An 11,951-nucleotide genomic window follows, 5' to 3' on the forward strand; every position below is an offset into this window, starting at 1 on the left:
GATAAGCCTAGACTAAAGTGTAGTAGACTTTATTAAAAGAGCTTTGTGAGATTCTTTCGATAATTTATGCTTTTTGTGAGTTTTACTAATGAAATTAAGCATTTTTACCGATAAAGTGAAAGCAGCTATAATTGTGTTACACTTTTATAAGTATTACGTTTGTTGAAATGTTACAAACCGAGACTATGAGGATTTATTAATGCAAAAAAGTGTGATATCGCAAGTTCAATTAGGGCGTTCTTATGCTAAAACATGGCCAATGCGTAAAGAGGTCGCGCCATTATTTGCAGAATTTAAAGTGATCAGAGCCACTGAGCTTGCAATCACAGTAATGCCAATATTAGCCATGCTGACCCTGTTTTTTCAGATTAATTATTTAGGCTCAGATTTTCTGCCCCAAGCGATTGCCAGTAGTCTGTTTTTTATCTCGTTGCCATTACAAGGGCTTTTATGGTTGGGTAAACGTGCGCAAACTGAATTAGAGCCTGCTATGCAGCAATGGTATAACGAGTTATTTGCAAAAATGGTTGCTAACGGTTACGACGCGCAAATGGGAAAAAACAAGCCCCGCTATTTGGAGCTTGCCGAATTACTAAAAGATATGTTCGATAAAATGGATAAAACTTTTACTAAAGAGCAATTTTAGTAAATTGCGTAATATAAAATGACAAGGTGACGCTATGATTTTGTTTTTGCTCAAGAGCTTGCCAATGTTCTGGTCTAAACTTCCACGCAAATGGCGTCATCATAATTAAGTTCTTAACATCGTTAAATGTAAGCGATACCTGCTCTGTGATTAATTGTTGCGATGTATTTTCAAAGCCCGCAGGTGCTGCTATTTCGGTATGTTCGTTTACGTTGCTATAAATATAATCTTTTAGTTCTTTCAAATGAGTTGGGCCTGGGCTTGCCACAATTAAGCAACCATTATCTTTGACCAGGCGTGCAAGTTCACTGTCAAATAAAGGCGCAAATACACTAACCAAAACGTCAGCAAGGTGATCATCAAAAGGCGCTTGGCTAATTGAAGCAACGCTAAAGTGGCATTGTTTGTAACGTTTTGCCGCATATTTTACTGCCGACTTTGATATATCAACACCGTATACGTTAGCCTGGCTGTTGTTAGCAATAGCGTGAGTATAAAATCCTTCACCACACCCCAAATCAATCACTATGTCGGCATTAAGTGGCTTAACAATATTGGCTAAAGCCGTTTGTAAAAAGCCATAATAACCTTGTTCTAAAAATGAACGCCTAGCTTGTACCATTTCCAACGAGTCGCCAGGCTGTTTAGAATTTTTGTTTTGTACAGGGAGTAAGTTTACATAGCCTTCTTTGGCAAAATCGAAGCTGTGATTATTATCGCATCGTAATGTTTTATCATTGAGTGCTAGTGGCTGTTTACAAATAGGGCAATGGTAATGAAGACTCATGAGCCTAAATAGTCCTTATCAAAAAAAGTTTTTACCCAATGTGGGCGATAGGTGATCAGTACAGTGATTGCCATACCGTTTAGCATAGCTTCAGGAAAGGCCAAAATAGGACTTAGATAAATATAATTCTCGCTCAGCTGATGCCAACTATATTCACCTATTGCGTAATAAAAAGCACCACCGAGTATAATGTTAATACAGGCAACAACACCTGCTGTTAAAAAGCTACAAACAAATATATAGATAAAAAAGTGCCGTGCTAAATAGTGATAACAGACAATAAAAACTAAATAGCTTAATAACACCGGTATAAAGGCACTAATAATGAGTTTTAACGCGACTAATTCAGGTGTTATTTGTCCAAAAGTAGTTAAAAGCGCTGTTGCGAGTACACAACTTAAAATAGCAAGGCGCCACCCCAGTGTTAGGGTTACAGCGGTTATACCTAATATATGCAGATCGAGACCGGGCAAAATACCTGCCTTGATACGCCATAATAAAGCGAGCACCAGCGCACAAGCAAATACACCTGTTTGTCTTGCTGGGGTATTAAATAAGTGACTGTATGTTGATTTGTTAATGCTTAAAAAGCCAATAACGATGACAACAATCCACAGTAACCCTTGTAATTGCGCGCTCAACATAATCGTTAATTAAACTCTGACCAAATAGGCGCATGATCTGACGGTTTATCGATAGCACGCAGTTCATAATCTATGCCTGTGTCGATACAACGAGCCGCTAAGTCATGCGTTGCCAGTACCACATCAATTCGTAGACCGCGATTATCAACAAACCCTTTTGAACGATAGTCAAACCAGGAGTATTGGTCGTTAATTTCTGGGTTTTGTTCTCTAAAGGTGTCTTTAAAGCCCCAATTTAATAAGGTAGCAAGCCACTCACGTTCAACGGGTTGAAATGAACATTTACCCGTTTTTAACCAACGTTTTGCGTTTACTTCACCAATACCAATATCTAAATCGGTAGGGGAGATATTAATATCACCCATAACAATTACATCTTGGTCAGGAGTGAAATGGCTATTTAGATGGGTCATTAAATCTTGATAAAATTGACGTTTATACGGGAACTTAGTTTCGTGATTAATGTTATCGCCTTGTGGGAAATAGCCATTCATTACATGTAAGTCACGGCCATTTTCTTGTTCTACAGTGACGCTAATCATCCGCTTTTGCGACTCATCGGTGTCAGTAGAGAAGCCTTTTAATACCGATTTAGGCTCTTTTTTGCATAACATTGCCACACCGTAATGGGCTTTTTGCCCATGAAAATAAACGTGGTAACCCATCTTTTGTACATCATCTAGCGGAAACGCTTCATCGTGTACCTTGATCTCTTGAAGACCGATAATATCTGGTTGATGTTTATCAATAATAGCTTGTAACTGGTGTAGACGAGCGCGCAGGCCATTGATATTAAAAGAAATCACTTTCATAAAGTTAACCTTCAAACTTATTTTCATTGTTAGCTAAATTGTATCAGCATTTAGAGCGACATAACATGACTGAAATGAGAAAATAACTGCACAATTGTTGCTCAATTACTGCTTAATGTTTAAACATTGTAAATGCATTATTAAATAACAAAATAAATAAAATATTCAATTGATATGTTAAAAGTTGTCTATATAATGCGCAGAAATCGTTTGTTTAACTCGTTCAAATAGGACTACCCCTGATGAAAACTCAATTACTTTTAGCTGCCTCTCTTTTTGTTTCTGTTACTGCTTCTGCACAAAGCAATACATACTTTAGCAAAGACAACAAATTAGAGTCTAACTTGTGTGTAGTAAGCGCCAATGAAGGTTTTTCAGCTGCACGTAAAATGGCTGCAAAGCATGGTATGTACTTATCGCGTTATTCAAAAAGTATCCTATGTAATGGTCAAGATATCCGAGATATAGCTAAAAAAGAATCAGCGGTTCAAGTTGCTTCATCTAAAGTTGAAGTATTTGCAAAAGATTCACATCAAGAAACACAGTTATGTATGACTGCATTAAAGCAAGGCTTACAACCAGTACGTAAGCAAATTGGTAACTTAAACACATTAAAGTGTAATGGCCAAAACGTAACTGATTTTGTAAAGCGTTACCAAGACGCTGCAATCTAAATTGCCGTATTTGATATAAACAGCTCGGTTCTTACCGAGCTTTTTTTTGCAAAAATTACCACAGTAGTTTGCAAAAATTGCATTGTCGAATATCGCTGCACAAGAGTGTTGTTTTTAAGTTATTGTTTTTATTGAATTATAATTCTGGCATCGTATTTGTATTATTTAAATTGAAATTTATTAATTTACAAGGATACGTCTTATGAAAAAATTAACGATAGCTTCTACTATTTTAGCCGCATTGAGCTTAGCTGCATGTTCTTCAAATCAGGGTCTAGAAAAAATCGACAGTGATTTTGCAAGCTTAGATAACGATAGCGATGGTTTTATCTCAAAAACTGAAGCTGACGATGATAGTATTTGGCAACACTTTTCAAATATAGATACAAATATAGATAATCAAATAAGTCGTACTGAATATGATGCTTATATGCAGCTAAATGCTGGTAAAGTTGCAACTGATAGTGAAGTAAGTGAGTCTGCATTTAAGGCTGATATTGCGAAGTTTGATAAAATAGAAAATGACTTTAAAAGCTTAGATAATGACAGCAACGGCTTTATTTCAGTTACTGAAGCTGACGATGATGATATTTCAAATCACTTTGGCTACATGGACAGCAATAAAGATAAACGAGTAAGTAAAAATGAGTTTAATAGCTATATCCAAAAGCATGGTGATTCTGTTGCAGAAGACGATGCACTTGAGCAATTCAAAAATAGCTAAATTACATTATTAAATACACTTGATACCAAGCCAGTGTTTTTCACTGGCTTTTTTATACCTATTAAATGTTATTTTATTAATATGTTTTCCTAGTTTGCCGTTGTTCTGTCATAATAGATGGCTGTGTGTTTTTATTAACTTTAGAGTGATTATGGTTGGTCGGCGAATTAGTGATGAACAATTAATTGAAATCATTGAAGCGGCGATTTTCGTGGCAGACAAGCCCGTATCAAAACGTCATCTTAAGGACACGGTTTTAAACGACTTAGCAATTTCTATGGCGCGCATTAATGATGCTGTAGAGGCCATTCAAATTCACTATCAGACGCGTGGAATACGTTTAGTTGAGGTAGGGAGTGGCTATCGTTTTCAAGCGTGCAGTAGTTTAAGCCCATGGTTGAGTAATTTATGGCAAGAACGTGCGCCTAAGTACTCGAGAGCTTTACTCGAAACCCTGTCGCTAATTGCCTATAAGCAACCCATTACCCGTGGTGAAATTGAGCAAGTACGGGGTGTAGCAACTGGCTCAAATATTATTAAAACTCTGCTTGAAAGAGAGTGGGTTAAAGTAGTTGGGCATAAAGAAGTACCCGGTAAACCGGCACTTTATGCAACGACTAAACAATTTTTAGATTATTTTTCGATAACGGGACTTCATGATTTACCCGCATTGCCAGAGCAACAGCAAAGTAAAATTACCCAGTTATTAAGTGATCCTTCTGTGAGAGAACCATCCAAATGAGTATACAAGGTGAAAAGTTACAAAAAGTCCTAGCCCGTGCAGGGGTAGGTTCACGCCGTGAAATGGAAAAATACATCGACGCTAACCGCGTGAGTGTAAATGGTAAAGTGGCGAAATTAGGTGACAGGGTTGAAGAAACCGATTTAATTCGTGTGGACGGTCACACTGTTAAAATTGAAGAAAAAGCTGACAGAATTTGTCGTGTGATTATGTATAACAAGCCTGAAGGTGAACTAAGCACCCGTAAAGATCCTGAAGGGCGTAGAACTGTATTTGATCGTTTACCCCGTATTGATGGTGACCGCTGGATAGCGGTAGGGCGATTAGATGTGAATACGTCAGGGCTAATGCTTTTTACCAATGACGGTGAATTAGCGAATCGCTTAATGCACCCGAGTTACGAAGTTGAGCGCGAATACTCCGCTCGTGTATTTGGTGAAGTGACTGACGAAACGATGAAAAACTTACTTCGCGGTGTAGAGCTTGAAGATGGTCCGGCTAAATTTACCGGCATAAAGCCTATGGGCGGTGAAGGAATTAACCGCTGGTACAACGTAACACTTAATGAAGGTCGTAATCGCGAAGTTCGTCGTCTATGGCAATCACAAGATGTGGAAGTATCACGCCTAATTCGTATACGCTACGGTAAATTAGAGCTTGATAAGCGTGTACCACAAGGTGGTTGGATTGAGTACGATTTAGACACAGTTAACTACTTACGTAAAACAGTTAAACTTGGTAAAGAAACGCAAACTAAGCTGTCGGTTATCCCTGAAAAACGTAAAGATAAGCGCGCTAAAATAAATCAAATTCGTAAGGCGGTTAAAAAGCACAATCAACGTGTAAAACCGACTAAACGTAAGTAATTACGCTACTAAAAAAACAATAAAGCCGCTTTTTATAGCGGCTTTTTTACGTTTAAAACTAAATATTATTTTTTAACTTGTGCGTCTAACGATTGGCCATTGATATCTTTTGAGTCATCGCTCATTAAGTACAGATAAGTTGGCATTAGATCTTCAGGTGTCGCGAGTAAATCTCGATCTTCGCCCGGGAATGCGCTTGCACGCATTGACGTACGGGTTGCACCTGGGTTGATACAGTTTACACGGATTGGCGTTTTTTCAACTTCACACGCCCATGTCTGCATCATACCTTCTACTGCAAATTTAGAAATTGCATATGGTCCCCAAAACTCTCTTCCTTTGCGACCCACACCCGAAGAAGTAAATACTACAGATGCACTCTTTGACTTTCGCATTACAGGGAATAGCGCTTTAGTGATCATCGCTTGTGCGGTGACGTTTACTTTCATCACATTTTCAAATGTTGATGAACAAAAATGTTCTAACGGCCCTAAAGTACCTAAAATACCTGCGTTATTTAATAGTCCATCTAAGCGGCCAAATTGGCTCTCGATAGTTGCAGCTAAATCACGATAGTTTTGTTTAGTTGCACCTTTTATATCCATAGGCACAATAGCGGGCTGCGGGTAGCCAGCATTAATGATTTCGTCATACACACATTCTAATTTATTAGTTGTTTTTCCTAATAAAATAACGGTTGCACCATGTTTTGCATAGGTAATAGCTGCGACACGGCCAATCCCATCACCTGCGCCTGTGATCAAAATTATTTTGTCTTTAAGTGCGTTTTCAGTTGCTTGATAGGTATGCATAAAAGTACCAATGTTTAAATTTTTATTGATTTTAACATAGCAAATCGACAAGTAATCGAATTTATTGCAAATTTAGGTGGCGAAACCAGAAACTTTAAGTTAGATTTAACTGGTCTAATGTCTCATTAATATACTAGCTACATTAAATTAACTTAATTACACTGACTATAAACACACTATAAAAATAAGATTTGTGCGGAGAACACTATGAAAAAAATGCTACTCTCGCTCTCAGTTGCAGCTGCATTAGCAGGCTGTGGCGGCGGAGAAACGTTAGAAGATGTTAAAAAAAATTCAGTTACAGTTATTCCTAAAGCGACGGTAAAATTTGACCCTGCAAATGGTGTTATTTCGGTTCCTAATGATTTATTAATGAGTGGCACCCTCGATGGTACTATAAATATTCCAGGGGAGTTAAATAGCGAAAATGTTTCTATCCCTAGAACTGCCTATGCAGATCCGCAACTAGCAATAGGAGCACTTGATGGCTGGTCTACTCAAGTGCCATTCAAAATTGATCTAACCTTTCCACCGGGCATTAGCCTTGATGAAACGTCTGCAGCTTCACCAGGCTCTGTACGTATTTTTGAAGTTATCATGGGTGCAAGCCTAACTGATGCCGAATGTTCGCAAGCACCAGCCGGTGCAGCATGTAAATTAGTAGGCGAATTGACCTTTGGCGTGGACTTTGTAACCCAAGCTTCTGGTGACGCAGTAGCTATTGTCCCACTTAAGCCTTTTAAAGCCGGTAGTTCATACATTAATGTGTTAACGACTGGACTGAAAGATTCAGAAGGTCGCTCGATTGAACCATCTTCAACTTATGCCACTGTTAAACAAGAAGCGCCTTTAGTAACGCCATCACAACTTGCGCTGCAAGGGGCTGTTAATAGCTACGAAAACGTAGTGGTTAGCTCTGGTGATATTACCAAAGACGATATTATTTTTTCTGCTGCCATGACAATGCAATCAGCAGGACCAGTGCTTGGCACGATTAAAAAGGTTTTAGCAGCAAGCCTAACAGAGCCAACAATTCCAACTCCTGCGTTGCAAATTCCAACTCAGCCAATGGCTAACGTACAACAAGCTTTTGCATTGCAGGGTGTTACCGTGCCCGATATATTCCAAGTTGCACAATATCAAAAAGGCAGCATCCAGCTACCTATGTATTTAGGTACACCTACGGGTAAAGAGATCAGTGATCTAAATGATACTTACTGGCAAGGTATGTGTGACAGTGCCGTTGCTATTTTAGGTTACAAAGCGCAAGCTGGTGAAGCGTTCCCAACCGATCCCATTAGCACTAACGATGCGATGTGTGCTGCTTTGAGTGATGGACAGCTTCGTGATTTAGGGCTTGATAGCACTAAACACTTAACTAAATATAACTCACTTCCTAAAATGCAAAGCATGGCGAATGTGCCAGTACAAATTACCAAGCCAATTTTACCGGTTGTTAATGCATACCGTTCAGGTTTAGGTTTAGAGCCATTTACTGCTATGCCAGCAGGTGGTTGGCCTGTAGTTATTATGCAACATGGTATTACCACGCAAAAAGAAAGCATGTTGACACTAACAGCGCAGCTTTCATTACAGGGTTTTGCCACAGTTGCAATTGATCATCCTCGTCATGGTGAGCGTGGTGTAGATGTTGATGTAGACGGTAACGATGATTTTAACGCAACAACAGGCTCTGTACTTAGCTACATGAACTTGAGCTCTTTACTGGTCGCCAGAGATAGTTTACGCCAGTCAAGTGCTGACTTACTTGGTCTACGTTTAGGCTTAAATTTCAGTGGTGACAGTTCACTAAATTCTACTGATGTATCTTACATTGGCCATTCACTAGGCTCAATTGTAGCACCTGCATTTATTGCACAAACGAATAGCCCATTAGCCGAACAAGTAGATCCATTATTTAAGGTTAACGCTGTAGCATTAGCAAGCGGCGGCGGTGGTATTGCTAGCTTCTTGTTAGAATCAGCAGCATTTGGACCATTTATTCAAGGTTCTGTGCTTTCTCAAGCAGGAACTGCTGAAGCTGATGAGTTTAATGCATTCTTAAACGCTGATGCTTTATCAAACTGTGGTGCTTTGTTACCAGACATGCAGGACTTCTTGAGCTGTGGCTTTAATGAGTTTGCAGCATCGCTAACTATGGCGGGTGAAACTGATAAACTAGCTAATATAAAGGGCGTAATGACGCAGTTTGTATTTGCAGCACAAACAGCATTAGATAGTGGCGATCCTACTAACTATGCTGCAACGGTTAAAGCACTAGAAACACCTGTTTACATGAATGTTGTGGTAGGTGATGGCACAGAGAATAACAAGCCAGACCAAGTTATTCCGCCGATGACTGCCAGCAATCCAATTGCAGGTACTGTTCCTCTAGCTAACTTTATGGGGTTAGAAACGGTGAGTACAACTCAAGCGCCAACAGAGATGGGCTCTAGCTATTTAGTTAAATTTAACACAGGTCATCATGGCTCTGTGTTAACACCGGCGCAAGATGAAAGACAGTCGACTACAGTAGCGGGTAGCGCAGCAGCAAATGCAGAAATGCAATTGCAAATTGCAACTTACCTAGTATCACGTGGACGTTTATTATCTGTATCAGATACTGATATTGTGACTAATTAGTAGCCAACCACTCAATTAAGTCTAAAAAGCCACTGTTAAGTGGCTTTTTTTTGCTTTAAAGCATGCTAAATTGACTGAAATTTATAAACGGAGAATACAGTTGGAATTTTTATACGAGTACGGTTTGTTTTTTGCTAAAACCATTACCTTTGTTATTGCTATCGCTGTCATTTTAACCTTAATTGTAAGCTCGGCTGTTAAGCCAAAAGCAAAAAAAGGTGAGATTGAAATTGATGATTTATCGGAGCAACTTACCAATATAAAAGAAAGTTTTTTAAATAATACGCTAGGTAAAAAAGAGTTAAAAGCCTATCAAAAGCAACAAAAACTAGAGCAAAAAAAAGCTGAAAAAGATGAGCCTAAATCACGACTCTACGTTATTGATTTTAATGGTAGTATGGATGCGCATGAAGTAGAAAGTTTGCGCGAAGAAGTGACTGCGATTATTTCAATCGCGGACCCTAAAAAAGATAAAGTGCTAGTTCGTCTTGAAAGTGGTGGTGGCGTGGTACATGGCTACGGGTTAGCTGCATCACAACTACAACGTTTTAAGTCAGCTGGTATTGAGTTAACCGTATCAATAGACAAAGTTGCTGCTAGTGGTGGCTACATGATGGCCTGTGTGGCAGATCATATTATTGCCGCGCCGTTTGCAATTGTTGGCTCTATTGGTGTGATTGCACAAATTCCAAACTTTAATAAAATCTTGAAGAAAAATGATGTTGATTTTGAACAAATTACGGCGGGCGAATTTAAACGTACGCTAACACTTTTTGGTGAAAATACCGATAAAGCCCGTGAAAAATTTCGCGAAGAGATAGAGCAAACCCATGTGTTATTTAAAACCTTTGTGAGCACACAGCGTCCCAGTTTGAATATGGACTTAGTGGCAACGGGTGAACATTGGTTTGCAACCCAAGCGATTGAAAAAGGCTTAGTTGATACCATTAAAACCAGTGATGATGCCTTACTAGAGCAGCAGCATCAGCATCAAATATACAAGGTGCAATATAAAATTAAAAAAGGGCTAAGTGATAAGCTTGCAATAGGGCTCAGCCATGGTGTGAATAAGGCAGGAGTGAGTTTAATGTCAAAATTTAAGGCGTTAAACCCTTAATAATTTCATAGCTTATACATAATAAAAAAGCCTTGTTACTTAATGAAGTAGCAAGGCTTTTTTTATAACTTAAGATAGAAGCTGTTAATCAATTGATTTGTGATAGTCTTCTAAATCTTTAGCTGCATTAGGGTCGTTGAAAATACTTTCATCTAGTTCACCCTCACTTTTAGCCACAACACAGGTTACCATACAGTCGCCTGTTACATTTACTGCGGTTCGGGTCATATCAAGTAGTCTATCAACACCTATTATAATTGCGATTCCTTCAACCGGTAGGCCTACTTGGTTAAGTACCATGGCCAGCATAATTAAACCAACGCCAGGAACACCCGCTGTGCCAACCGAGGCAAGCGTTGCTGTTAGTATTACCATTAAGTAATCAGAAATAGTTAAATCAACACTAAATACTTGAGCAATAAATACCGTAGCCACACCTTGCATAATTGCAGTGCCATCCATATTAATGGTTGCGCCTAAAGGTATAGTAAATGAAGCGACAGAGTTATTAGCCCCTAGCTTCTTCGTTGCAGTCTCAAGGGTGATAGGCATAGTTGCGCTGGAACTTGAGGTACTAAAAGCAAATAAACAGGTGTGTTTCATTTTAGCTAAGAAAGTAAGCGGGTTTAGGCCTGTAAGTATTTTTAGCAGAAGAGTGTAGTTTACGAATGCATGTAATAACAGGGCTAAAACAACCACGCCAAAGTACTTAGCTAAGCTCACAATTAAGTTAAGTTCGATGGTAGTAAATAACTTAGCCATTAAGAAAAATACGCCGTAAGGAGCAATATTCATTAATAAAGTAACTAGTTTTAAGATAACGGTGTTCAAGTCTTCAAATACTGTTGCTACACGTTTGCCTGCTTTACCGCTAAGTGCCATTGCAATACCAAATAATAAAGCAAACACAATAACTTGTAGCATATTTCCTTTGGCCATTGCTTCAAATGGATTGGTTGGGAACATATCAATAATAACGCGAGCTAAAGTAGGCGCTTCTTTTGCGTCGTAGCTTGCTTGCGAAGGTAGCCCAATCCCTTCACCTGGGTTAAATAGTAACGCCAGTGAAATTGCTACTGTGATTGCGATCGCTGTGGTAACCAAATATAGACTAATCGATTTTCCACCTAAACGACCTAATTTTTTAGGATCGCTTAAACTACAAGTACCGCACACAAGCGACACAAAGACGAGGGGAACAACTAGCATTTTTAAGCTAGCTATAAATATTTGTCCACCTACATGGAAAAGGCCATCAACAAAAAAGGCTTTAATTGGCAAAGAGAATAACCCAAGAGGGATTAGGTAATCGTCTTCACCAGCTAATATAGCCTGAAATATAAAGCCTACTGCAACACCAAGAACCATACCAATCATGATGCGAGTAGTTAAACTCATCGAACGGATTTTAGACATATTTCCAATCTATTTTTTATAAATTTGGCATAGACTAACAGCATGTAATTTTTTTTACAGAAAAAACG

At 38.8% G+C, this 11,951-nt stretch carries 12 protein-coding genes; 7 read left to right on the plus strand and 5 right to left on the minus strand.

Annotated elements, in window-relative coordinates; all coding sequences use genetic code 11:
* Positions 1–199 precede the first annotated feature (199 nt).
* Positions 200–646: a terminus macrodomain insulation protein YfbV gene (yfbV, locus tag FLM47_RS06835; RefSeq protein ID WP_138604877.1), complete on the plus strand. Its 447-nt coding sequence runs from the start codon at positions 200–202 to the stop codon at positions 644–646.
* On the opposite strand, the gene rlmA is transcribed toward yfbV, so the two are convergent.
* From rlmA to xthA, 3 genes are read right to left on the minus strand one after another with little or no spacing between them, the layout of a single operon-like run.
* Entirely contained in the window at positions 630–1,433 is an 804-nt protein-coding gene (rlmA, locus tag FLM47_RS06840) for a 23S rRNA (guanine(745)-N(1))-methyltransferase (RefSeq protein ID WP_178955925.1), read from the minus strand. The two genes, yfbV and rlmA, sit on opposite strands and share 17 nt — an antisense overlap.
* Positions 1,430–2,077 (minus strand): energy-coupling factor ABC transporter permease, encoded by a 648-nt coding sequence (locus FLM47_RS06845; RefSeq protein WP_178955927.1) that lies wholly within the window; start codon positions 2,075–2,077, stop codon positions 1,430–1,432. The genes rlmA and FLM47_RS06845 overlap by 4 nt, the downstream gene beginning before the upstream one ends.
* Positions 2,078–2,082: 5 nt before the next feature.
* Positions 2,083–2,889, minus strand: coding sequence for an exodeoxyribonuclease III (xthA, locus tag FLM47_RS06850; protein ID WP_178955929.1), 807 nt, complete (start codon positions 2,887–2,889; stop codon positions 2,083–2,085).
* Positions 2,890–3,131: 242 nt separating this feature from the next.
* On the opposite strand from xthA, the gene FLM47_RS06855 reads away from it, so the two are divergent.
* The 4 genes from FLM47_RS06855 (at position 3,132) to rluB (ending at position 5,895) form a co-directional block, all read left to right on the plus strand.
* On the plus strand, positions 3,132–3,563 hold the full coding sequence (locus tag FLM47_RS06855; protein ID WP_138604873.1) for an exonuclease III: 432 nt from the start codon (positions 3,132–3,134) through the stop codon (positions 3,561–3,563).
* A 202-nt stretch (positions 3,564–3,765) separates the two neighbouring features.
* A complete protein-coding gene (locus FLM47_RS06860; RefSeq protein WP_138604872.1) occupies positions 3,766–4,287 on the plus strand; it encodes an EF-hand domain-containing protein in 522 nt (173 codons plus the stop codon).
* 151 nt (positions 4,288–4,438) lie between these two features.
* Entirely contained in the window at positions 4,439–5,029 is a 591-nt protein-coding gene (gene scpB / locus FLM47_RS06865) for an SMC-Scp complex subunit ScpB (protein WP_138604871.1), read from the plus strand.
* Positions 5,026–5,895, plus strand: coding sequence for a 23S rRNA pseudouridine(2605) synthase RluB (gene rluB, locus FLM47_RS06870; protein WP_008110001.1), 870 nt, complete (start codon positions 5,026–5,028; stop codon positions 5,893–5,895). Before scpB ends, rluB begins: the two co-directional genes overlap by 4 nt.
* Positions 5,896–5,960: 65 nt before the next feature.
* Here rluB and FLM47_RS06875 read toward each other — a convergent pair whose 3' ends face one another.
* Positions 5,961–6,707, minus strand: a complete 747-nt coding sequence (locus FLM47_RS06875) for a YciK family oxidoreductase (RefSeq protein WP_178955931.1) — start codon at positions 6,705–6,707, stop codon at positions 5,961–5,963.
* A gap of 207 nt (positions 6,708–6,914) precedes the next feature.
* On the opposite strand from FLM47_RS06875, the gene FLM47_RS06880 reads away from it, so the two are divergent.
* Together FLM47_RS06880 and sohB are read left to right on the plus strand one after the other, a co-directional pair.
* Positions 6,915–9,350 carry a VolA/Pla-1 family phospholipase gene (locus FLM47_RS06880; RefSeq protein ID WP_178955933.1) on the plus strand — a complete coding sequence of 812 codons (2,436 nt, stop codon included), beginning with the start codon at positions 6,915–6,917 and terminating at the stop codon, positions 9,348–9,350.
* Positions 9,351–9,450: 100 nt separating this feature from the next.
* Entirely contained in the window at positions 9,451–10,467 is a 1,017-nt protein-coding gene (sohB, locus tag FLM47_RS06885; protein WP_138604868.1) for a protease SohB, read from the plus strand.
* A gap of 84 nt (positions 10,468–10,551) precedes the next feature.
* Here the strand turns inward: sohB and FLM47_RS06890 are convergent, their stop codons facing one another.
* Entirely contained in the window at positions 10,552–11,883 is a 1,332-nt protein-coding gene (locus FLM47_RS06890) for a dicarboxylate/amino acid:cation symporter (RefSeq protein ID WP_178955935.1), read from the minus strand.
* Positions 11,884–11,951: the final 68 nt, after the last annotated feature.

This window comes from Pseudoalteromonas sp. Scap06 (assembly GCF_013394165.1).
In the GTDB taxonomy this organism is placed as follows: Bacteria; Pseudomonadota; Gammaproteobacteria; order Enterobacterales; family Alteromonadaceae; genus Pseudoalteromonas.